Origin of the sequence: Bacillus sp. FJAT-44742 (genome assembly GCF_002797315.1) — a bacterium.
GTDB lineage: Bacteria > Bacillota > Bacilli > Bacillales > Marinococcaceae > Thalassorhabdus > Thalassorhabdus alkalitolerans.
This window is the reverse complement of record NZ_KZ454936.1, coordinates 1,161,782-1,183,621: the sequence shown is the minus strand read 5'-3', so window position 1 is coordinate 1,183,621 and position 21,840 is coordinate 1,161,782. Positions and strand designations below refer to the sequence as shown.

The 21,840-nt window shown below is 41.5% G+C and carries 20 protein-coding genes; 9 read left to right on the top strand and 11 right to left on the bottom strand.

Annotated elements, in window-relative coordinates:
- The first annotated feature begins 155 nt into the window (after window positions 1–155).
- The 5 genes from CEF17_RS05955 (at window position 156) to CEF17_RS05935 (ending at window position 4,661) form a co-directional block, all read left to right on the top strand.
- Window positions 156–1,004 (top strand): ABC transporter ATP-binding protein, encoded by an 849-nt coding sequence (locus CEF17_RS05955; RefSeq protein ID WP_100398717.1) that lies wholly within the window; start codon window positions 156–158, stop codon window positions 1,002–1,004.
- Window positions 952–1,875, top strand: a complete 924-nt coding sequence (locus tag CEF17_RS05950; protein ID WP_100398716.1) for an iron-hydroxamate ABC transporter substrate-binding protein — start codon at window positions 952–954, stop codon at window positions 1,873–1,875. Before CEF17_RS05955 ends, CEF17_RS05950 begins: the two co-directional genes overlap by 53 nt.
- 123 nt (window positions 1,876–1,998) lie before the next feature.
- The gene (locus CEF17_RS05945; RefSeq protein ID WP_100398715.1) at window positions 1,999–3,009 is read left to right on the top strand and encodes a FecCD family ABC transporter permease; all 1,011 of its coding nucleotides are present in this window, start codon (window positions 1,999–2,001) and stop codon (window positions 3,007–3,009) included.
- The gene (locus tag CEF17_RS05940) at window positions 3,006–4,013 is read left to right on the top strand and encodes a FecCD family ABC transporter permease (RefSeq protein WP_100398714.1); all 1,008 of its coding nucleotides are present in this window, start codon (window positions 3,006–3,008) and stop codon (window positions 4,011–4,013) included. The genes CEF17_RS05945 and CEF17_RS05940 overlap by 4 nt, the downstream gene beginning before the upstream one ends.
- A gap of 126 nt (window positions 4,014–4,139) precedes the next feature.
- On the top strand, window positions 4,140–4,661 hold the full coding sequence (locus CEF17_RS05935; protein ID WP_100398713.1) for a MogA/MoaB family molybdenum cofactor biosynthesis protein: 522 nt from the start codon (window positions 4,140–4,142) through the stop codon (window positions 4,659–4,661).
- Between the two features lie 156 nt (window positions 4,662–4,817).
- Here CEF17_RS05935 and CEF17_RS05930 read toward each other — a convergent pair whose 3' ends face one another.
- The 7 genes from CEF17_RS05930 to CEF17_RS05900 all read right to left on the bottom strand — a co-directional run bounded on the left by CEF17_RS05930 (window position 4,818) and on the right by CEF17_RS05900 (window position 11,715).
- The gene (locus CEF17_RS05930; RefSeq protein ID WP_100398712.1) at window positions 4,818–5,459 is read right to left on the bottom strand and encodes a malonate decarboxylase holo-ACP synthase; all 642 of its coding nucleotides are present in this window, start codon (window positions 5,457–5,459) and stop codon (window positions 4,818–4,820) included.
- Window positions 5,450–7,144 carry a biotin-independent malonate decarboxylase subunit beta gene (mdcD, locus tag CEF17_RS05925; RefSeq protein WP_100398711.1) on the bottom strand — a complete coding sequence of 565 codons (1,695 nt, stop codon included), beginning with the start codon at window positions 7,142–7,144 and terminating at the stop codon, window positions 5,450–5,452. Before mdcD ends, CEF17_RS05930 begins: the two co-directional genes overlap by 10 nt.
- Entirely contained in the window at window positions 7,137–7,436 is a 300-nt protein-coding gene (locus CEF17_RS05920; protein WP_100398710.1) for a malonate decarboxylase subunit delta, read from the bottom strand. Before CEF17_RS05920 ends, mdcD begins: the two co-directional genes overlap by 8 nt.
- A 16-nt stretch (window positions 7,437–7,452) precedes the next feature.
- Window positions 7,453–8,328 (bottom strand): triphosphoribosyl-dephospho-CoA synthase, encoded by an 876-nt coding sequence (locus tag CEF17_RS05915; RefSeq protein ID WP_100398709.1) that lies wholly within the window; start codon window positions 8,326–8,328, stop codon window positions 7,453–7,455.
- A 12-nt stretch (window positions 8,329–8,340) separates the two neighbouring features.
- Entirely contained in the window at window positions 8,341–9,993 is a 1,653-nt protein-coding gene (mdcA, locus tag CEF17_RS05910; protein WP_442857449.1) for a malonate decarboxylase subunit alpha, read from the bottom strand.
- A 39-nt stretch (window positions 9,994–10,032) separates the two neighbouring features.
- Complete coding sequence (locus CEF17_RS05905) at window positions 10,033–10,971, bottom strand: ACP S-malonyltransferase (RefSeq protein ID WP_100398707.1); 939 nt, start codon at window positions 10,969–10,971, stop codon at window positions 10,033–10,035.
- 78 nt (window positions 10,972–11,049) lie between these two features.
- Complete coding sequence (locus tag CEF17_RS05900) at window positions 11,050–11,715, bottom strand: GntR family transcriptional regulator (protein ID WP_198508897.1); 666 nt, start codon at window positions 11,713–11,715, stop codon at window positions 11,050–11,052.
- Window positions 11,716–11,998: 283 nt separating this feature from the next.
- Here CEF17_RS05900 and madL point away from each other — a divergent pair, with 283 nt between their 5' ends.
- From madL to CEF17_RS05885, 3 genes are all read left to right on the top strand, one after another.
- Complete coding sequence (gene madL, locus CEF17_RS05895; protein WP_100398706.1) at window positions 11,999–12,400, top strand: malonate transporter subunit MadL; 402 nt, start codon at window positions 11,999–12,001, stop codon at window positions 12,398–12,400.
- A gap of 15 nt (window positions 12,401–12,415) precedes the next feature.
- Window positions 12,416–13,177: a malonate transporter subunit MadM gene (gene madM / locus CEF17_RS05890; protein WP_100398705.1), complete on the top strand. Its 762-nt coding sequence runs from the start codon at window positions 12,416–12,418 to the stop codon at window positions 13,175–13,177.
- Between the two features lie 658 nt (window positions 13,178–13,835).
- Window positions 13,836–14,288: an Hsp20/alpha crystallin family protein gene (locus tag CEF17_RS05885; RefSeq protein WP_157842939.1), complete on the top strand. Its 453-nt coding sequence runs from the start codon at window positions 13,836–13,838 to the stop codon at window positions 14,286–14,288.
- A 117-nt stretch (window positions 14,289–14,405) separates the two neighbouring features.
- On the opposite strand, the gene CEF17_RS05880 is transcribed toward CEF17_RS05885, so the two are convergent.
- Together CEF17_RS05880 and CEF17_RS05875 are read right to left on the bottom strand one after the other, a co-directional pair.
- A complete protein-coding gene (locus CEF17_RS05880; protein WP_269799471.1) occupies window positions 14,406–15,980 on the bottom strand; it encodes a malate:quinone oxidoreductase in 1,575 nt (524 codons plus the stop codon).
- A gap of 355 nt (window positions 15,981–16,335) precedes the next feature.
- Window positions 16,336–16,986, bottom strand: a complete 651-nt coding sequence (locus CEF17_RS05875; RefSeq protein ID WP_100398702.1) for an SDR family oxidoreductase — start codon at window positions 16,984–16,986, stop codon at window positions 16,336–16,338.
- 374 nt (window positions 16,987–17,360) lie between these two features.
- Here CEF17_RS05875 and CEF17_RS05870 point away from each other — a divergent pair, with 374 nt between their 5' ends.
- Entirely contained in the window at window positions 17,361–18,647 is a 1,287-nt protein-coding gene (locus CEF17_RS05870) for a chloride channel protein (RefSeq protein ID WP_100398701.1), read from the top strand.
- A 181-nt stretch (window positions 18,648–18,828) separates the two neighbouring features.
- Here the strand turns inward: CEF17_RS05870 and CEF17_RS05865 are convergent, their stop codons facing one another.
- Entirely contained in the window at window positions 18,829–20,196 is a 1,368-nt protein-coding gene (locus CEF17_RS05865; RefSeq protein ID WP_100398700.1) for a permease family protein, read from the bottom strand.
- Window positions 20,197–20,243: 47 nt separating this feature from the next.
- Entirely contained in the window at window positions 20,244–21,785 is a 1,542-nt protein-coding gene (locus CEF17_RS05860; protein ID WP_100398699.1) for a class I adenylate-forming enzyme family protein, read from the bottom strand.
- Between the last annotated feature and the right edge of the window lie 55 nt (window positions 21,786–21,840).

The window sequence follows — 21,840 nt, the reverse complement described above, 5'->3', positions numbered from 1 at the left end:
TAAATGATTATCATTATCAATTAAGCTTACTCGTTTTTACCTGTTTTTACAATACAAAATAGTGTTGACAATCATCGAGGGCAGAATTATAGTGTTGTTGTAGTGATATTGATAATCATTTTCAACAAAAGTTATGTAGAGCTGGAGGTAATTTTATGGAACGACTTTTTGCATCCGGCCTTTATGTTGGCTACGGGGAAGAAATAATCGTTAAAGGAGTTAGTACCACCATTCCTGATGGTAAGATTACGGTCATTATCGGCTCTAATGGATGTGGAAAGTCTACTTTACTTAAAGCCATGACACGTATCATTCCCCATCAATCAGGCTCCATCATCTTGGATGGCAAAGATATAACAAAGGAAAAGACGAAAACGTTAGCTAAAAAGATGTCCGCTCTTCCCCAGTCACCGGAAAGTGCAAGCGGGTTAACGGCGGGAGAACTTGTTTCTTACGGGCGTTTTCCTCACCAAAATGGTTTTGGGCGTTTAACAAAAAAGGATCGTGAAGCTATTTGCTGGGCCCTTGAGGTCACAGGTACTAGAGATTTTGTATATCGGCCAGTAGATTCTCTGTCAGGCGGTCAGCGTCAGAGGGTCTGGATTGCCATGGCATTAGCTCAGGAAACAGAAATGATTTTCCTAGATGAACCAACTACCTATTTGGACATGGCCCACCAGCTTGAAGTATTAGAACTACTGGAAAGTCTGAATAAAAAGCAGGGGCGGACAATTGTAATGGTCCTTCATGACATTAACCAGGCAGCACGGTTTGCTGACTATATCATTGCTTTAAAAGACGGAGAAATCATTAAATCAGGTTCCGCTGATGAAATTATCTCTCCTTCCGTATTACAAGAAGTCTTTCAAATTGATGCAGAGATCGGCAGGGACCCACGGACAAATAAACCTCTGTGTATTACTTATAACCTGATTAAAGGAGAACAAGAAAATGAACAAACAACTATTGATTGCTCAACTTACACTAGGAGCATTTCTTATTAGCGCATGCGGCAGCCAGTCTGGTTCATCGGCTGAAGAGGATGTTTCCTCATCTTCTGAAACTATCACTTATGTATCTGAAAACGGGCCCGTTGAAGTACCTGCCGACCCAGAGCGCGTGGTGGTCCTCTCTTCCTTTGCCGGAAATGTAATGGCCCTGGATGTAGATATAGTCGGGGCAGACTCCTGGTCCCTTGATAACCCAAGATTTCAGGAAAAACTAGAAAACGTTGAAGAAGTAACAGATGAGAGTCTGGAGAAGATTATTGAGCTTGACCCCGACCTGATCATCGGACTTTCAAATATTAATAACGTTGATAAATTAAATGAAATTGCTCCCACTGTTACCTACACCTACGGGAACGTTGATTATTTAACTCAGCATATTGAAATTGGCAAGCTGTTAAACAAGGAAGAAGAAGCAAAGGAATGGGTCGATGATTTTCAGGAAAGAGCACAGACTGCCGGGAATGAAATCAGGGAAGAGATCGGTGAAGACGCCACTGTTTCAGTGATAGAAAGCTTTGATAAGCAGCTTTATGTCTTTGGTGACAACTGGGGCCGCGGTACAGAAATTCTTTATCAGGAAATGAATCTGGAGATGCCTGAAAAAGTGGAAGATCTCGCCTTGGAAGAAGGATACTATGCCCTTTCAGCTGAGGCCTTGCCTGAATTTTCAGGGGATTACCTTGTCTTTAGTAAATATTCAGATGCTGATAATTCTTTTCAAGAAACAAAAACCTTCCAGGAAATACCTGCAGTGAAGAATGATCAAATGCTGGAGGTAAATGCGAAAGAATTTTATTTTAACGACCCTTTAATGCTTGAACTTCAGCTTGAAGAATTCAAGGGATTTTTTCTTGATGATAAATAAAAATTTTTAAAGGGGCAGGCTATGCAGTTTCTTTTTCTTTCAGCTGAAGTTATCTACCAAATCAAGCTGAATTGACATAGGACTGCCCCTTTCTATTTCACTTTAGAAAAGATGGGAAACACGATGAATAGAAAGTTCCTACGCAAAGTAAGTTTTACATATAAATTAATAGTTTCACTCATCCTTCTCATTGGAATGTTCACGGTTTCTCTGCTTATGGGTGCCGCTGAAATCACTGCTTACGATGTATGGCTGGCTCTTATTTCAGATATTAGAAATGAACAAGTGCTTCTCATCCAAGAGATTCGCCTCCCAAGGGAAATTGGGGCCTTATTTACAGGGGCAGCATTGGCAGTGGCAGGGGGAGTAATGCAGGGACTGACAAGGAACCCTTTGGCAGATCCCGGTCTATTAGGCTTAACGGCAGGGGCTAACGCAGGTCTTGCAGTAACGATGGCTTTTTTTCCTGGGATTAATTACTTTGGAATCATGATTGCCTGTTTTATCGGTGCTGCTGCAGGAGCAGCCATGGTATTTGGCATTGGCGCAGTAAAAAAGGGCGGTTATTCCCCCTTTCGGATTGTTTTAGCAGGAGCAGCCATATCTGCTTTCTTGTTTGCCTTAGCAGAAGGGGTTGGAATTTATTTTCGCATTTCTCAGGATATCTCGATGTGGACAGCAGGGGGGTTAATCGGCACGACCTGGGGACAGTTGCAGCTCATTGTTCCTTTTATTACTTTCGGAATCGTACTCTCTATTCTACTTTCAAGACAGCTCACCGTTCTAAGCCTACATGAAGAATTAGCAGTCGGTCTCGGCCAGCGGACCATGCAAGTAAAGGTTCTCCTATTTATTATTATCATCATTCTAGCCGGATCTTCAGTAGCACTGGTTGGCAATCTGGCTTTTCTGGGCCTGATGATTCCTCATATCGTCCGCTGGATGGTCGGCACTGATTACCGGTTCATTATCCCCATGTCAGCAATTATGGGAGGAGCATTTATGCTGTTTGCTGATACGGCCGGCCGTGTTATTCATGCCCCCTATGAAACACCGGCAGCCGCAATCGTGGCTATCATTGGCCTGCCTTTTTTCCTCTTAATTGTCCGGAAAGGGGGAAATAGATTCTCATGATTCATCCAGACCTGTATCGCAAGCAAACAATAGTACTTATTATTCTCCTTTTTTTAAGTGTGACGACAATTTTCATGTCCACTGTATTAGGCTACTCTTCCTTGTCTATTCATAGAATTATTCCTGTTATTTTAGGACAAGGAACGTTTAAAGAAGAATTTGTTCTCTTTTCTATTAGACTGCCGCGTATAGGGATAACCTTTCTGGCTGGTATGGCGCTTGCCTTGTCTGGAGCGATTCTTCAGAGTATTACAAGAAATGATTTAGCAGACCCTGGGATTATAGGCATTAATGCAGGAGCGGGTACAGCTGTAGCTGTCTTCTTTTTATTTTTTCCTGTCCAGGCCGGAACCTTTGTTTTACTGCTTCCTGTGGCGGCCTTTATTGGTTCTCTTATTACTGTTTGTTTTATTTATTTCTTCTCTTATCAGCGGCACACTGGACTTCAGCCAATCCGCCTTATTCTTGTAGGCGTAGGTTTTTCTACGGCTCTTTCCGGGTTAATGATTATTCTAATTTCTTCAGCAGATCGCCAGAAAGTAGACTTTATTGCCAAGTGGCTGGCAGGAAGCATCTGGGGAACGGACTGGGTATTTATATGGGCTCTTTTGCCTTGGCTGGTTATCCTGGTTCCTTTTACATTGTACAAAGCAAACCGGTTAAACCTTCTAAGTCTCAGTGAGGAAGCAACAGCAGGAGTCGGCGTATCCATAGGGAAGGAACGAGTTCTTTTATTACTTACAGCTACAGCCCTTGCCGCTTCTGCAGTTTCTGTTACAGGTGGAATTGCTTTTGTCGGCCTGATGGCTCCTCATATAGCAAAAGCATTAGTAGGACCCAGACACCAGTTGTTTCTTCCTGTAGCAGTTTTGACAGGCGGATGGCTTTTATTATTTGCTGATACAATCGGAAGAAACCTTGTAGAGCCTGATGGGATACCTGCTGGGATTATTGTGGCTTTGATTGGAGCCCCGTACTTTATTTATTTGTTATTAAAACGGTGATTCTTGATGTATGCTAAAAAATCAAATTCTGAAAACCTTTACGCCTCCCAACTAAAAAATTGGTACAGAATCTATAGTATGGTAGAATATAAATCGTTATCATTACGAAAAGGAGGTATATACGAAATGTCTGTCACTGAACACCGTAACGAGGCCCCTTCCTCAGTAAATTGCATGATTATCACTGTTTCAGACACCCGAACAAAAGAAACGGATAAAAGCGGTAAACTCATTAAAGATTTATTAGAGGGTGAAGGTCACAACATCACCCGTTATGAGATTGTACAGGATGATTATCAAGGCATCCAGGAATTAATTAAACGTTCTGCCAAAGACAAGAACATCGATTCCATTTTGTTAAATGGCGGTACGGGAATAGCTCTCCGTGATACAACCTATGAAGCCGTTGGGTCACTATTGCAAAAGGAAATGCCTGGCTTTGGAGAATTGTTCCGTTATTTAAGCTTTGCAGAAGATATCGGAACCGCTTCGATATTAAGCCGGGCAGTAGCAGGTGTATATCATCATACTGCGGTCTTTTCCATGCCTGGGTCTTCAGGAGCTGTGCGACTGGCAATGAATCGAATCATTCTCCCTGAAATTACCCATATCATCCGTGAAGTACGTAAAGATTTACCAAAAGACTAGCTGAAAGAAGACATTATTTGCAATAAGGCCCTCCTATCTTTTTTTGAAGAGAGGTGGCATATTCTCCCCTCTTTATAGGTGAACTCGCCATTAATTTGTAAACAAAGACAAACAGGCTCAGCGTTCCTAAGAGAACATACTGAGCCTGAATTCGTTCTACAATTCTACGACCTGCCTTTTACCCCAGGGATTTTCAGTAAGCATGGGTCCTTCACTCGTTCGCAACAAGATTTTACTGTTTTCCCTCGCAAACTCTATAAGGGAAAAAGCTCCTTCAGATGTTTCTACTTGAGCATCAATACGTGTCTCAATAGTAGACAACTCATCAACAATACTTGCTGCCAAATATTTATCTAAAGGATATGGTGCCCGAATAATGATATCAATATCGCTTGTTTTAGAGACAGAAGGAAGGCCGGTTGCCAACTCAAACCCTGAGCTTCCACCAGGCCCCCAGCAAAGATTGTTTTTACTCATTATTTGATCTACCATCTCTAAGGATTGAAAAAGCCCCTGGTTGATTAAGCTTCTGTGCTTTTTCCATCTCTTTTCTGTGACTATTGATTCAGGAGTAACAACTTTTTTTATATTTTTCTTTGATAAATAACAGGCAAATCGTTCACCTCTTGATCTTCCTCGAAAACCCGCTGGGAAACTGTCTTCTGTTTGTGGAGCTCGGCGAACGACCGTCCAACATGGATAACGAAGAGTTTCTTCAAGCCAGGAAATGTTTTGGGCTATGCTCAGTGCTTCCTCCCCGTCATTCATTTCAACCAAATCATGCGGCCTTAGTTCCATTGTTCATTCAGTCTCTTCCTTACTTCCAAAGAAGCTTTTCTACCGCCTCCAACGGCTTCTTTGGAAGTAAGTCTATTTTGTAGATTATGGTCTTTTCCCAGCCTGGAATCATCAATTGCCTGATCGATTTCTTTCATTATTTTTTCGGTGTCACCCTTTAAAGGTGAGGACGCATTTACATCCGTAATTAATTTGTGGAGTGCACCCAGGGTTTGAAATGAACGAATGTCATAAGCTGTGGAAGGAACGGTTTTTGCCGATTGTTCTAATTGTTCAAGAGAACGTCTTGTAATTCTTGCATTAGACTCCTTCGACATCACTTGAACCTGTACAGATGGATCGTCAACTGCCAGGATGCGATTTGCCTGAAGACCGTGAGCCAAAAAGGCTCCGGAAATCGCTTTGCCGACCACTAAAGATACAACCGGGTGTCCTGCTAAACGAGCTTTTGCGTAAGCATTCGCCGCAGCGGCACATGCCAGGTGAATTCCTATCAATTCTTCATTATACCCATAGGCCTGACTAGGGACATCTACAACCGCTACGATCGCCCTTTTTTGCTCCTTATTTTTGTCTTCTTCTATTGCTTGATGTATGTGATAAGCAATCGTCCATCCTTCTTCTAAACCTACTTCTCCACCTCGGACTCTTGGAAACTTATTTTCTTTATCGGGGACGACGGCAAGGACACGGGCATCTTTCCCATTGATAATGGTATCACCGCAGCGAACAGTCTTTACTTGGGAAGATTCGACCGCCCCGTCTATCGCCATCAGTTCGGTAAACCACTTGCTTCCGTTGCTGTCAGCTGAAATGGACATGCCAGCTGTTTCATCTTCTATCGTAATCGCTCCCTTGCTTTCCTTCCAAAGCGCCAAATACTTTTCCGGAGTAAGTGATTCTGAAGGGTCAAAAGAATGAAGCAAATGAAGAAATGAGCTGATTTGTTCACACCTTGGTTCTTCATTACCAGGTTCCTCAAAGTGTTTCATCACTTGAGAACGGATGCTTTGAATATCATCCTCTATCAGTGTATCAGCATGATCTGTTTTCTGTCGTTGCTCGCCTCCTACTGTTCTCCAGACAAGCTGCCTGTCACCGGCATCAAATTCTTCAATTCCCGCTTCTTGCTCAATAACTTCTGGTCCATTTAACCCTAGTCTGCCTTCTTTCGTAATCAAAAGCTTGCTGAACAATCCTGCTGCAATAGACATTCCGCCAAACGATCCTATTTTACCGGGAATAATTCCTATTACTGGGGTTTTTTCGCGAAGAGCAACAATGGACGCCTGGATTTCTGCTATGGTTAATAGTCCATAGTTTGCTTCTTGCAGCCGCACTCCCCCTGTGTCAAAAATCAGCACCGGCCGGGTGGGAATACCATTCTCATGATCCTTTAATGCCCTCTCGAAAGCACCTGCGATTTTGGAGCCAGCCACTTCACCAATCCCGCCTCCTTGAAAATCTCCTTCAATGGCCACAACAACTGCATTTTCCCCGCCAAGGAGACCTCTTCCTACAATAACTCCGTCATCACTTTGAGGAACTACTCCTTGAGGTGCAAGATGGGGTGATTCAAGCTGTTCATGGGGTGGTATTAACTCTCTAAATGTCCCTTCATCCAATAATGCTTTAACACGCTCTCTTGCTTTTAATTCTGTCAGACTTTCTCTTAGCTTAAGCATATTGCCTGCTCACCTCCATTAATTGTGCAAGTCTCATGGAAACAACTCCAGGAGTGGCTCCAAAATCATTAATGATTACATCGGCACAAATATCATGATAAGAAAGAAATCGCTCCAGAACGTTTTCCCATGTTTCATTAAACCCATTAATACTTGTCCTTACTTGAATGGAGGTTCTGGGCTGATCAGTCGGCTGAAGCAGTATTTCAAGGTCCCCGGATCCTACTACCCCAACATGCGCTGAACTAGAAACAGGGGTTGTTGCTGGAAACTCAAATCGCAATGTATCCATTTAAAACCTCTCCTTGTTATAATTTTTGGAGCTGTAACTCTGTTTTGTATCTAGAACGTCTTATTTGTATACTATCGATGAATAACACAGCTGCAAGCAGATCAGCACTCCCTCCAGGCGAAGCATTTTCTTCTATTAAATAGTTGTTTAATTGAAGTAAGTGACGCCATCCCTGACCAGAAGCAGGACCACCCGCTAAAAGAATTTTACGACATCTTTCTTTTGTCTGTTCAAGTACTTGACTGCCGCCGCGGTGTAAAAGACAGGTGTCGTCCAGATAAGCCATCATTGAGATCAGGGAATAAAGTCTTGCCTGTTCTTCAGAATGGCCTGCCTCTCTGTACTGGAGCAAAGCTGGAAGCCCTATATCTATAACATGAGGGAAACCGTGCTGAGCCTGCCCTTTTGCTCCACGCACCTGATATTTTTTAATTGCTTTTTCCCCATTTGTTTCCTTTACGGGCGCATAGCGGTCATCAAACCGGGCAATCTGTGCTGCAGTATCAGTGATGGAACCAGCATCCGCTTCAGGGCCTTTAATAGCCGATGCAGCAGTCAACAATCCAATAGCCCATATCGCACCTTTATGGGTATTGACGCCTTTCGTCTCTTTCAGCATATCGTACTCGCCTTTTCGACCAATTCTTGCAATCTTTTCTCTCAGCTTTTGTGTTGGTTTTTCACTCCAGGCAGCTTCCCCAATCTTATAAAAGGTCTCTTGAAGTGAGGCTGCTGACTTCAGCATTAGATCGAGATTCATATCGGAATGAGAGCCAGTATCACGTCGATCTACCAGGCCGGGCTTTGGTGTAAGCAAGGCTTCTTCCATCAAAGCTTCTACCGCTTTATCTGCTAAATATTCTGATCCATCAACCATTGTTATATTTTTCATAATTCTCCTTCCTTACCAGCTTCTAAATTTTGCCGGCGGCTCGTACAAACCTTCGGACCATTCCACTAGTTCCTCTACACTTTTTGCAGCCAGAAGTGACCTTTTTGCTTCTGTTCGGTTGATGTTAAGGTCCTCCGGATATGAGATAATCCCTCTCTCCCTTAACTTGGCCGTTTTCTTCCTGGTTGTCTCCAGGCCGATTGGAGTCACACCTGCAACAGAAGCTATTGCTTCTCTCCTTTCTTCAATGCTGTCAGTTTTGTACAAATAGGCGATTCCTTCTTCTGTTACCAAATGGGTCACATCGTTACCGTAAATCATAACCGGAGTAACTGCGAGGTTAGCATCCTTGGCTACATCTATCGCATCCAAAGATTCCACAAACACAGGCCGGTTTCCAGCCTGGAAGGTTTCCACCATTTGAACAACAAGCTTTTTACCCTTAGCAAGAGGATCGTCACTGTTTACCATATTCATCCATGCAGGAGTAGAATGGCGACGCCCTCCCGGGTCATGACCCATATTTGGCGCTCCTCCAAAACCAGCAAGCCTTCCAGAGGTTACAGTGGAGGAATTTCCTTCCCGGTCCATCTGAAGGGTCGAACCCACAAAGATGTCAACCGCGTACTGACCAGCAAGCTGACAGAATGTACGGTTAGAACGGAGACTTCCATCTGGTCCAGTAAAGAACACATCAGGACGTGCCGCTATATAATTTTCCATCCCTACCTCACTTCCAAAGCAATGAATGCTGTCCACCCATCCACTTTCGATAGCAGGTATCATGGTTGGGTGAGGGTTCAGGGCCCAGTGCTTGCAAATTTCCCCTTTCAAACCAAGTGACTCACCATAAGTAGGGAGAAGAAGCTCTATGGCTGCAGTATTAAACCCAATTCCATGATTTAATGACTGCACATTGTGCTTTTCGTAGACACCTCTAATGGTCAGCATGGCCATTAAAATCTGTATTTCTGAGATGTGGCGCGGGTCCCTTGTGAACAAAGGTTCAAGCTGGAACGGCTTGTCTGCTTCCACTATGAAATCAATCCAGGATCCCGGAATGTCCACACGGGGCAGATCATCGGTAATTTCGTTTACCTGGGCAATGACAATCCCATCCCGAAAAGCAGCAGCTTCAACGAGCGTTGGAGTTTCTTCTGTATTAGGACCAGTATATAAATTTCCGTTACTGTCTGCTTTTTCAGCAGCTACTAAAGCAACGGATGGAATCAAGTCGATAAAAAGCCTTCCATATAATTCAATGTACGTATGGATATCCCCCATTTTCAGGTCGCCGTCTTCCACCATTTGAGCCATACGACGGCTCTGCGGCCCAGCATAGGCAAAATCAACTTTCTCGGCAATTCCCTTTTCAAAAATATCCAAGTGCTCTGGTCTTGAAAGACTGGACATAATCATATGAAGCTTGTTTACTTGGTCAGGGTTTACGTGTGATAACGCATAGGAAAGAAAAGAAGCCTGCTTTTGATTATTTCCTTCTAATACTACACGGTCCCCGGGGGATATCAGTGATTCCATCGCTTCAACAATATTGGCTGTTGGTATGACCTTATTTTCAGCTATGTTCTTAATAGACTGTATTCTTTTTTGTTTAGCATCTCTTCGTCTAGTCCACTTTCGAGCCGTCGGGGTTTTAGGAATCATATTCATATTGATTTCTCTCCTTTCAACTTTAAAAAATACTTAGAGACCAGCGGTTCTGTTTCTTTCCATTAGGAGCCTTGTTGAACGGATTCCGCTTTGCATGGCTGAAACCGCTCTGGCAGAAGGAAACGCCCTTTCTGCAAGGTCCTTTAATATCGTACTGGCAGAGCATTCAACAAATAAACGTCCCCCCTTCTCAAAAATAATCTCTGTGGATTCATGCCATTTCACAGGCTGAGATATACTTAATGACAAATCCTTTTTAAGCTTTGGACCAGCGGTGATCAATCTGGCTGACGAAATGCCTGCCAGGGGGAATTTTAGAGGACTGAACTTCACGCCCTCGAGAGCCTTCTCCATCTTTTTACTAACCTCTGTTAACAAAGGACAATGGGAGGGGACGCTTACTTGAAGAGCATCTGCCTTTCTGGCGCCCCGCCTTCCTGCCTCTGCGACGACTTGCTTGATTGCCTTTTTGTGACCTGAAATGGCAAACTGATCAGGAGCATTTTCATTCGTTACATACACAGGATAGCTATCCGAGTAGATCGCTTTAATGATTTGCTCTATCCGGCCTTTCGGTAAGCCGGTTATCACTCCCATGCCATACTCATTACTTTGAAGAGAGGCTTCCATGTATTCCCCTCTTTTTTTTACAAGCTTCACAGCGTCAGGAAAAGAAAGCGCTTCTGCTGCTGCAGCTGCCGTAAATGCCCCGACGGAGTGACCTGCTCCCATCTCCGGCAGGGCGACCTCTTTTGTGAGCAAACGGTATACCGCCATACTGGCAACTAGAATAGAAAGCTGTACAGAGGTTGTGGAGGTTAAGGCATCAGGGGAGTCCCTCAATGTTATATCTTCATTTATTGCATTGCTTGCTTCCTCGATCGTTCGTTTTACTTCGGGTTCTTTTGGTAATGACTGAAGCATGTAAGGCCTATGCGATCCTTGTCCTGGAAAAAGAAAAACAATACTCATCTTCTCACCTCCACCAGTCGATAGTCGACCGAATAATTTGTAAGCGTATACAATGAATTCTTAAAAAGAGAGGAAGAGTTATTCTTCCTCTTTATCTTTTAACAGTTGATTTTGAATGCTAACTATAACATCATGATTATGCTTGTGAAGAAGGCTATCGGCTTCCTTAAACTTACCCGTTTTTAAAAGTTTCACCAGCATTCTGTGTTCTTTTACTGACTTATCTATGTTTCCTTCGACTGAGAAGGAAAGATTTTGTATGGTTAACAATGGCTGTTCGATTCTTACATAGTTATTTTTAATCACTTCACTTTGGCTCATTTTAATAAGTGCAGTATGAAAGGAATGATTTAATTGAGTATAATTCGTGTGGTTTGTTTCTTTTTCCATTTCAGCTAAAATAGATTCCATCTCTTTCAAGGAATCAGCATTGATTCCATTTTCCTGGATTCTTTTCATCGCAAGTGCTTCAAGCATAATACGGATTTCAAGAAGGTCATATACTTCAGACTCGGTATACCCTTTTACAATCGCTCCTTTTCGTGGAATTCGTTCAACCAGGCCCTCAATTGTCAGCAAGTAGATGGCTTCTCGGACTGGCGCTCTGCTTGTGCCGTATTCCTCCGCATATAAATGCTCGACTAATTTCTGGCCAGGCTTCAGTTCCCCCGTCATAATTTGTTCAGTGATGTGTTTAGCAATGACGCTTGACAAGGCATTATCCTTTGTTAAATTCATGCTCATAAGGACAGCCCCCTTTCTCTTCTATTTGGTCGACTGTCGTTTCACTTAGTATAATACGTAAAAAACAAATCCGCAAGAACTTTTTAAATTTTAAAAAAACCTTGAATTATCAAAAAATTATGTCTAGTATAAGAGTACAGTCAATTGTCGACCGTTTCCTTTGCATTTTTTGTAATCGTTTACACTACTTTACGGGAGTGATGCCTCCTCGTCAATGATTATGAGTGGTAATGTTGATCGTCCTCTGTCCTTTGTTATCTCTATTATAAAGGAGTTGAATGCATTGGTCATTTATGGAGTGGCAATTTTAGCAGTTTGTATGCTTATTGGTGTAGTGCTCGGAGATTACCTTGGTATTTTGATGGGTGTTAACGCCAATGTCGGCGGTGTTGGAATCGCGATGCTTTTTCTGGTCCTGTTAATTGACCATTTAAAGAAAAAAGGAATGTTGAATCCTAAATCAGAACAGGGAATGGCATTTTGGAGTGCGATGTATATCCCGATAGTCGTTGCCATGACTGCTCAGCAAAATGTAGTCGGTGCTATCGAAGGAGGTCCTCTTGCTATTTTAGCTGGTATCTGTGCAACTCTTGTAAGCTTTGCCCTTGTTCCCCTCTTAAGCCGTATTGGAAAGGACAAGTACGACAGCTTGAAACAGGAAGAAGAGTTTAAAAAAGCAAATTAAGGAGGGTAACCATTTATGGAAGTTATTTTAGAGATCCTTGAAGCAAACAGTCTTGTTACCGCTTTTGCAGTTGTAGGCGTTACGATGTATATTTCTTATTTCCTTTCAGATAAACTCACGAAAGGGCGTCTCCACGGCTCCGCTATTGCTATCATTCTCGGCTTAGTCCTCGCTTATATTGGCGGCGTGTATACAGGCGGTGAAAATGGTTTGGCTGACCTGTCAATGTTTTCCGGGATTGGGATGATGGGCGGCGCTATGCTTCGGGACCTGGCAATTGTTTCCACAGCATTTGGAGCCAGCTTTTCAGAATTTAAGAAAGCAGGCTTTGCTGGGATCCTTTCTCTCTTTGTCGGTGTCTTCATTTCTTTTTTTGTCGGAGTCCTGGTTGCACTTTCTTTTGGATATACGGACGCAGCAAGTTTAACAACTATTGGCGGCGGAGCTACTACCTATATTGTTGGTCCTGTAGCAGGTACCGCAGTTGGTGCAAGTTCTGAAGTGATTACGTTAAGCATCGCTGCAGGACTTGTGAAATCTATCATCGTAATGGTCGGTACTCCTTTTGTTGCAAAATATATTGGATTGGACAACCCTCGTGCAGCCGTGGTATATGGCGGTCTGATGGGCACGACAAGCGGCGTAGCAGGAGGGCTTGCTGCCACAGATCCAAAATTAGTACCGTACGGAGCAATGACCGCAACATTTTTTACCGGGCTTGGATGCCTTCTTGTCCCCTCCATCCTCTTTCTTATGATCAGCTTTGTTGCTGGTTAGTTAGATTACCTTCTTAAGGATTTAAACCAATAAACTACCACTTTTGAAAGCATGGCTGCTTTTAGTGGTAGTTTTTAATTTTTATGCATTCTCGATTACACATAGCTTCGTCATGTTTCCTTTACATGAGTTCCTATGTCTCTTTGTATTGGGTGAACAGGTAATAGTCTTCCTCCACAGAATTCCTCCTTAGTAATCGTACTATTATAAGAGTAAAGCCTGCTTTTTTTTGCCTTACATCTTTGATCAAGCCAAAAATAACTTGTACACAAATAATACGTTTTTACATAATTGTGCCTACAAGTGTTGAAAATACTAATAAGGAGGGATCTATATGGGAAAACAATCAAAATCAAAACGAAACATAATAAAAGGGAAAGATGCGGTTCAACCACAAAACGGAGATAGAACAACCATCTCAAAATCAGGAAGAGAGAATAAAGACAATTAAAAAAAGGGGCGACATCGAGACTGAGGTTTTGATGTCGCCCTTTTTCTGATTTATTGTTCGAGGGGCTTTCAGAGCTTATATAACTGGTTTCGCTTGCCTATGTTACGAGCCCACACACCTCCTTTTTCAAGACGTATAAATAAGAAGAACTTATTAGGTATAGCCTTCAAATCATATTGTAAGAAAAAGAGGTGAAAATGAGTGGATATGAACCATAAAAAACTTCCAAGCCTTTTTACTGAAGGTGTAATGAGGGACCTGATACAACCCATGGATTCTTTTATAAATGAAGCTTTTAAGCACTTTCATTCTTTTTCCGAGAGTAGATTTGTTGAGAGAGAAATAGAGGAAACCGAAGATCATTACTTTTTGGAATTCTATCTCCCCGGATGCTGCAGTGACCAAATTCAACTTGAAGTTATAGACAATTTTTTAAAATTGTCTGTGAACCACTCTTCCATCATCGAAGAAAAGAATGACCTTACCATGGATCAGAAACGAGAACAGTCTTTTCAAAGAATGCAGCGACTTATTCCATTTTCTTTTCCGATCTCGGAAAACGAAATCAACGCAATCTTTGAAAATAAGGTACTGCGGATTACTGTCCCCAAAAAAAGTACCAGCGAGAAAGTAATTGAGATAAATAAAACAGATGAGTAAAGAAATGGATTCGTGACACCATTGACCTTTCTTCACCAGTAAAACAAATAATCTTCGTTAGGGATGCTAAGGATATATAAAGAGAACTCCTTGCAAAAAAATACAGGAAGCATAAATCTATGCTTCCTGTAACATACGGGCCTTATCCTCGTTTTTTTCTTGGGTAATATCATCTTCAAATCCAAGGGACTTTGCCGTAGAAGCATGCATTTCTTTCAAAAGCTCAGGGTTTTCCATTAACGACAAGCCATAAGAGGGAATCATTTCTTTTAGTTTCGGTTCCCACTCTGTAAGATGATCCGGGAAACATTTTTTTAGAACTTCAAGCATAACGTGAACAGCTGTAGAAGCACCCGGTGAAGCACCCAATAAGGCTGCAATAGAGCCATCTTCAGAACTAATTACTTCCGTACCGAATTGAAGTGTTCCTTTTCCGCCTTCTTCTGTATCTTTAATCACCTGTACTCGCTGTCCAGCTATGACCAAATCCCAATCCTCGCTCTTAGCATTAGGAATAAAATCACGAAGCTCTTCCAACCGCTGTTCTTTTGACAGCATCACTTGCTGCATCAGGTATTTTGTTAAAGACATCTCTTTTGCTCCTGCAGCAAGCATAGTCAAGACATTATTAGGCTTTACCGAATTTACCAGATCGAACATTGAACCACCTTTTAGGAACTTAGGTGAAAAGCCGGCAAACGGTCCAAACAACAATGATTTTTTATTATCAATATATCTTGTATCCAGATGAGGAACTGACATTGGTGGAGCGCCAACTTTGGCTTTGCCGTATACTTTTGCATTATGCTGCTCTATAACGTCCGGGTTATTACAAACCATAAATATACCACTGACCGGGAACCCACCGATATTTCTTCCTTCAGGAATACCTGATTTCTGGAGCAGATGGATACTTCCTCCCCCGCCTCCAATAAAGACAAACTTAGCAGTGCGGCGTTCAACAGAACCATCGTAAAGATTCTTCACTTTTAACTCCCACGAACCATCGCTTCTGCGCTTAATATCATTTACGCTTCGTCTATACTTTACTTCCACATCTGTACTTTCCAAGTGATCGAACAACATATTGGTTAATGCACCAAAGTTAACGTCAGTTCCCGTGTCAATCTTTGTCGCAGCTATTGGTTCATTTGAATCTCGCTCTTCCATCACAAGCGGGATCCATTCCTTCAGTTTCTCTGGATTATCGGAGTATTCCATGCCTTCAAATAAAGGATTATCCGAAAGCGCTTTAAAACGATTCTTTAGAAACTTAACATTTTGTTCCCCTTGTACAAAACTCATATGAGGCAATGGCATAATAAAATCCTCGGGACTTTTTATCAGCTTTCTGTTAACTAGATAGGACCAAAATTGCATGGAAAGCTGGAACTGTTCATTTATTTTTATCGCTTTACTAATATCTACAGACCCATCTGGTTTTTCAGCTGTGTAGTTAAGCTCGCACAGGGCCGCATGTCCGGTTCCTGCATTATTCCATTCATTGGAGCTTTCCTCTCCAGCATTGTCGAGCTTTTCAAACACAGTTATTTTCCAGTCGGGGACTAATTCCTTCAGCAGTGCACCTAATGTTGCACTCATAATTCCGGCACCAATTAATATAACGTCTGTATCCGTTTGATTGTTGCTCATGTTTACCACCCTCATACGCATAAATTTACAGAAAAGGATGCATGCGTCCTTTTTTAGGCGCCAACATCTAACAAGTCAGGGCGCGACTCGTCACACATCTTTTCTGAATCAATTATAACCTGTTTATAGTGTATCACTATCGGTAAAAGATTAAAATATTTACTATTATATGATAGATTAAAATTTTCTAACACTATTATATAATAGCCCGGTGTTATTTAAAAGCTGAAAGGTGGAAGAATTTCACTTCTTTATTATCTCATCTCTGTATTTCCCCTCTTTTAAAATGATCTGAAGTTTTACTAGTACAGGAGCGGTAAGGATTGTCTTAAAAAAAGACAATTCACCTTGCCGGCAAATTGTCTTCCATGAATCGAACAAGAGTATCATTTTTTTAGATTGAATGTATTGCTTCTTCTACAGGTTTATCTCCCTGAACTATCTGAAATTCTTTTCCAATTGTTTCCTCATTTTCTAATGTGGCAACAATGACTTTTGCCACGTCCTCCCTTGGAATTTCGTCTATCTTAATGTAAGCAGCTGCCTTTATTTGACCCGTTCCCTTATCATTTGTAAGCAAGCCGGGATGAATAATTGTATAATCCAAATCTGCCGCTCGTAACCATTCATCAGCATAATGCTTCGCTGCGACATATGGGGCAAAGGAAGCAGGCGCCTCTTGTATCGCTTGACGGCGGGTATCAAAGGAACTAATCATGATAAAGCGTTTTACCCCTGCAGTTTTGGCTGCCTCGATTGTTTTTACAGCACCATCCAAATCAATCATTATGGTTTTGTCTTTGCCTGTATGCGGCCCGGACCCTGCAGTGAAGACAATGGCATCGACTCCCTCTGCTGCTTTCGCTATTGCTTCGATATCCTCTTCCAAATCCACTACCGCAGTTTCAGCCCCAAGGCTTTCAAAATAAGAAGCTTGCTCCTCTTTACGGATCATTGCTCTGGCTTCCAGGCTTTCATTTTCCTGAATAAAAGAAACTAGGTGTTTTCCAATTTGGCCGTTTGCACCTACAACAAGAACTTTCATTTATATCATCCTTTCTATGATTTCCATCTAAATTTTCCCCATTACCTGATGACTCCAATCCGAAAAGACCCTGTTTCAGTCTGTAACTCCTATAAAATTTGATCAGGTACTGAAAGTAAAGAATATCAACAAGACCAACTGTAATCAATTAATTTGCTGACCAGTCAAGGAGGTCGCCTAGTACATTTACATACTTCCTATCTGTTACATAAATAATCCAGGCTCAGTAAAAGATAAAAGGAAGGGACAAATAAAACATTAGATGGATATTGAGTCTGCCAGAAAGGAAAGCTGCCTTTCCTTATTTGTATCACATAATTAATATGAAGACGCTCTACATGGGGATATAAGCTAAGGAAGAGAGGAGAGTTCCTATGCTCTCTAAGCACTTTTTGCTTACCGTCACAAAGTGGGTATTAATAGGAGGAATCATTGGCCTGATTATTGGCTCAACCACGGCACTGCTCCTGCATACGAACGATTTTCTTGGAGAATTACGCAAACAAACCTCCTGGCTTATCCTTTTCCTTCCTCTTGGAGGCTTGTTGATTGGATATATGTATATGACTTTTGGGCCCAGTGGGGGAGTGGATTTATATAAAGGAAATAACCTGGTAATTGAAGGCGTTCAGGGGAAAGGAAAAGTCCTTCGCAGAATGGGGCCAATTGTTTACTTAGGAACATTTATCACAGTACTATTTGGAGGCTCAACCGGCAGAGAAGGTGCTGCGATACAAATGGGCGGAAGTGTTGCAGAAGCTGTCATTCGTTTTTTTAAAATAAATGAAATCGATACTAAGATCCTGCTCATGAGCGGCATAAGTGCAGGTTTTGGAGCGGCCTTTGGCACCCCTGTAACTGGCGCAGTGTTCGGGATGGAAATGACAGCTTTAGGAAAACTGAAATACGAAGCTATTGTCCCATGCCTGACAGCAAGTTTTATAGGGCATTTTATAACTGAAAAAGTATGGGGGGTGGAGCACGAAAGCTTCATCATTCAATCCGTACCCGAACTATCAATTCTGGCATTTGCCAAAGTCATTTTTCTCGCTGTCCTTTTTAGTTTCATAAGTGTGCTTTACTGTCAATTACGACACGGTATCCATCAGATTTCAGAAAAACATACAAAGAAAAACCATATGCTGCGTGCCTTTGTGGGTGGAGTCATCATTGTCGGCTTAACGTACCTTGTTGGTTCCTATGAGTATAATGGACGAGGGTTGGAAATGCTTGAACAGTCATTTACACACGACGTTCCTCCCTTTGCATTTCTCGCTAAACTGGTTTTCACTGCGGTTACGTTAGGAACAGGCTTTGTGGGCGGAGAAGCCATTCCTTTGTTTTTTATTGGTGCTACTTTAGGAAATACTCTCTATCAATTTTTTGATTTCCCTATGTCTTTCCTTGCTGCGCTTGGTATGATTGCCGTTTTTTGCGGCGGGGCAAATACTCCAATTGCTGCCTTTCTTTTAGCAGTAGAAATGTTTGATGGAAAAGGGCTGGAATACTTCTTTACGGCATGTCTGGTCAGCTATATCTTTTCAGGACATCATGGACTCTGGCCATCTCAAACAATTTATGAACCGAAAAGCCGTCTCTACCAGACCGCAAGCGGGGAGACGATCAAAAAGGCAGAGCAAAAGAATAGAGGATCAACATAACAAAGAACAAAAAAATTTTAGAATAAACCACCACTTGCCCCTCACCAACAAAGCCCACTTCAAGTGGGCTTTGTTGGTGAGGCTTATGAGTACTTTTCATTTTTTAAAATAAATTTGTACTGTATATCATAAAAAGACTGAATTATCAGATATAACTTTCTATTTAAAATGATCTGAATTATTAAACAACATCTTTTCCCTCGCTTCTATATACTTGTTCTTTGCTTTTACTGATAAATACCTCTTTTTGCAAGAGAAAGTATAGAAGAAGCCCAACGACAAGGCCGTAAGCTGCTCCATATACTGCCAGTACAATACCCATGACACCTGCAACACCAATTTCCGTTTCATTTTTTAATTGCTGAATACCTACAGTAATACATAAATATCCGGTTAAGATTAATGTAATAGAAAGAGCAATAGGTAAAAATGGTTGAAATAAAGTAACTAAAGGCAGTATAAAAATAACCAATGACAAAGAAATAATGAGGGAATTTGTACCTGAAAAAATGGATTGCATCGCTTTTTTTCCAAAAGTATATCTTTCAGCGACAGAAGCGGTTCCTGCTGTAAAGATAGGACCTGCTAAACCAGGGTGTGGGAAAAATAATGCATGCATGAAATTTCTAAAAAAAGTCAAGAAGTGAATTTGATTTGAATCATATTCAATTTTTTCGTCTGGTCTATAAGAACTTGACCTTTCTAAGAGCTTATCTCCTACTATGATATCACCATAGGCTATAATGTAAGCAAGAATAGCTGTAGGAATAGCAGCCATAAATATTTCCCATGCAGGAAAGCCTAGAACAAATGGTGTTACATTCCACGTTTCACTGAACGAAGGTATGGTAATTCCCCATTCTACTTGTGGAGATGGGTATTCAGCTACAAGCCATCCAATAATGATTGCAACGACAATCGAAGGCATAATTCCATAACTTGCTATAAAACGTATAAAACGTTTTTTTTCGTGGAGTCGACGAAATGATCTAGAAAACATAATATATAAGCATAAGAAAGCTCCAATAATCAACGTAATCGGCGTCTCTGCCAGCCTTCCTCCTGCTTCAATTTCAGTCATGATTGCAGCGATACCAGCTCCTATTAAAATCCCTGCTTTTAATGAGACCGGAAGCTTTGTGATAAACACTTTACCTAAACCCGTTACCCCAAATATAAGAAAGATTAAAGCTACGAGTAATTGCAGGGCAATGAGTGCTTGTATTGCTTCAGTTCCCGGCTCGAAACCACTTAAAAAAACAATTAGAACAGGGATTAATGGTGTAATAAAACCTGGAACAAACGGTACACCAAACATAGGAGGTATTAACATAAAAAACTGACCGAGCATAACAATGGTGATGGCCGCCCCATAAGACATTCCTAAAGGACCTGTCATGATTTCAATCATACTTAGCCCAATAGCAAAAATAACAATTCCTTGAATCAGCTCTGGTGTTTCTAGTCTATAGTGAATAAAGGGAATACGCACCTGATATTTCCCTAACTTCCAATGAGGGTGAACTTTTCCTTTCGTTTCTCTATCCATGGAAATCCTCCTACTAAATAAGTTTTAATTAAACGCTTACAATTTTCTTATTGACTTATTTGCTCACGAAGTTTTCCCTTTTGAATTTTCCCGCTTGCCGTCATCGGAATGTTGTCTGTAAAAATAATTGTTGCTGGAGTTTTATATACCGCCATATGATCAGCTACATAATCCTTCACTTCTTGTTCAGTCATTTTTTCTCCTGAACGAAGCTGAACTACAGCGTATACTACCTCACCAAGCACTTCATCAGGCATACCTATGATAGATGCAGCCGCAATTTTTTCAGGTTTAAGAAGAAGCGATTCTATTTCTTGAGGGTAAATGTTAAAGCCCCCGCGTACAATCATTTCTTTTTCTCTTCCTACATAACGAAGATTACCTTCTTCATCTAGTACACCTAAATCCCCTGTATAGTACCAGCCTTCTTTATCAAGCACTTCGTTCGTTTTTTCAGGCATTTTATAATAGCCTTTCATGTTCCCAAAACTGTGAACGGCAATTTCTCCCGTATGGCCAACTGGAAGCTCTTCTCTATGTTCATCTACTATTTTTAGCTTTACACCCTTAAATGGTTTACCAACTGTCTCTAGTATCACTGATTCTTCATCATCCATAGAATTGATCGTCACACCGCCACTCGTTTCACTCGAACCAAATGATTGGCACAAATTAAAATCCATTTTCTTCCGTATTCTTTTCATTTGTTCTGGTGAAATCGGTGCTGCACCAACCATTCCGGTTCGCAATGAGGATAAATCATAGGTTTCAAATCCTTCTACTTCTAATTCTTTTAAAAACATCGTAGGAACCCCTTGATGTACAGTAACCCTTTCCTGCTCAATTATTTCAAGTGTCTGCTGTGGATTAAACTTTTCCAAAAGCACCATGCGAGCTCCAGCAATTATTGCCGGAATCATATTACAGGCAATACCAAAAATATGAAATAACGGTGCCGGGACCACAAACACATCACTATTATTGCAGGACATTTCCTTTACTACTGCGTCTGCACACTTCGCAACGCTGAGATGGGAAATCATAACCCCTTTTGGTGCCCCGGTTGTCCCAGAAGTATATAAAATACAAAATAAATCCTCTGATGGATCAATGAATGCATTTCTTCCAATATTACCGTTATGGGATACAACACGTTCATAAGAAATAAGCTTGTCTTCTACAAAGCGAACAGACACAACCTTTGGTACCAATTGAGAAACAATATCCATGTTTGCATTGTTCAAAAAATTCTTCATTACAAACAGCACTTTGGGTTCTGCATTTTCTAAGATATATTCAATTTCTTGGGATCGGTACAGTGGATTGAATGGTACGACTATCGCTCCAATTTTTGCAGCAGCGAAAAATATACAGACTGTTTCATTCCAATTGGGCAGACAAACGCCTACTCTGTCTCCTTTTTGTACCCCTAATGCTAATAGCCCTTCTGCCAGCTTGTCACTTTGCTTTACCAGCTCGTTATAAGAAAGTCGATTTTTTTGATCGAAAGCGATTTCCCTATCCCCGTATTGCATTGCTGAAATATTTAACAAATCGTGTACGGTTTGTTCTTTTTGCCCGTATACCATTCATAACACCCGCCTTTTAAAGTCTCTTCCAAGATTAAGATTCATGCTACTTTTT

What these genes read in the sequence shown, in the direction of transcription:
- CEF17_RS05865 (WP_100398700.1), bottom strand. Translation starts at nt 20,196, where the DNA reads ATGGATAGAGAAACGAAAGGAAAAGTTCACCCTCATTGGAAGTTAGGG.
- CEF17_RS05915 (WP_100398709.1), bottom strand. Translation starts at nt 8,328, where the DNA reads ATGAAAAATATAACAATGGTTGATGGATCAGAATATTTAGCAGATAAA.
- CEF17_RS05930 (WP_100398712.1), bottom strand. Translation starts at nt 5,459, where the DNA reads ATGGAACTAAGGCCGCATGATTTGGTTGAAATGAATGACGGGGAGGAA.
- CEF17_RS05905 (WP_100398707.1), bottom strand. Translation starts at nt 10,971, where the DNA reads ATGAGTATTGTTTTTCTTTTTCCAGGACAAGGATCGCATAGGCCTTAC.
- CEF17_RS05885 (WP_157842939.1), top strand. Translation starts at nt 13,836, where the DNA reads ATGAACCATAAAAAACTTCCAAGCCTTTTTACTGAAGGTGTAATGAGG.
- CEF17_RS05900 (WP_198508897.1), bottom strand. Translation starts at nt 11,715, where the DNA reads ATGAGCATGAATTTAACAAAGGATAATGCCTTGTCAAGCGTCATTGCT.
- CEF17_RS05920 (WP_100398710.1), bottom strand. Translation starts at nt 7,436, where the DNA reads ATGGATACATTGCGATTTGAGTTTCCAGCAACAACCCCTGTTTCTAGT.
- madM (WP_100398705.1), top strand. Translation starts at nt 12,416, where the DNA reads ATGGAAGTTATTTTAGAGATCCTTGAAGCAAACAGTCTTGTTACCGCT.
- CEF17_RS05860 (WP_100398699.1), bottom strand. Translation starts at nt 21,785, where the DNA reads ATGGTATACGGGCAAAAAGAACAAACCGTACACGATTTGTTAAATATT.
- CEF17_RS05940 (WP_100398714.1), top strand. Translation starts at nt 3,006, where the DNA reads ATGATTCATCCAGACCTGTATCGCAAGCAAACAATAGTACTTATTATT.
- CEF17_RS05955 (WP_100398717.1), top strand. Translation starts at nt 156, where the DNA reads ATGGAACGACTTTTTGCATCCGGCCTTTATGTTGGCTACGGGGAAGAA.
- mdcA (WP_442857449.1), bottom strand. Translation starts at nt 9,993, where the DNA reads ATGATTCCTAAAACCCCGACGGCTCGAAAGTGGACTAGACGAAGAGAT.
- CEF17_RS05870 (WP_100398701.1), top strand. Translation starts at nt 17,361, where the DNA reads ATGCTCTCTAAGCACTTTTTGCTTACCGTCACAAAGTGGGTATTAATA.
- CEF17_RS05945 (WP_100398715.1), top strand. Translation starts at nt 1,999, where the DNA reads ATGAATAGAAAGTTCCTACGCAAAGTAAGTTTTACATATAAATTAATA.
- CEF17_RS05950 (WP_100398716.1), top strand. Translation starts at nt 952, where the DNA reads ATGAACAAACAACTATTGATTGCTCAACTTACACTAGGAGCATTTCTT.
- mdcD (WP_100398711.1), bottom strand. Translation starts at nt 7,144, where the DNA reads ATGCTTAAGCTAAGAGAAAGTCTGACAGAATTAAAAGCAAGAGAGCGT.
- CEF17_RS05935 (WP_100398713.1), top strand. Translation starts at nt 4,140, where the DNA reads ATGTCTGTCACTGAACACCGTAACGAGGCCCCTTCCTCAGTAAATTGC.
- CEF17_RS05875 (WP_100398702.1), bottom strand. Translation starts at nt 16,986, where the DNA reads ATGAAAGTTCTTGTTGTAGGTGCAAACGGCCAAATTGGAAAACACCTA.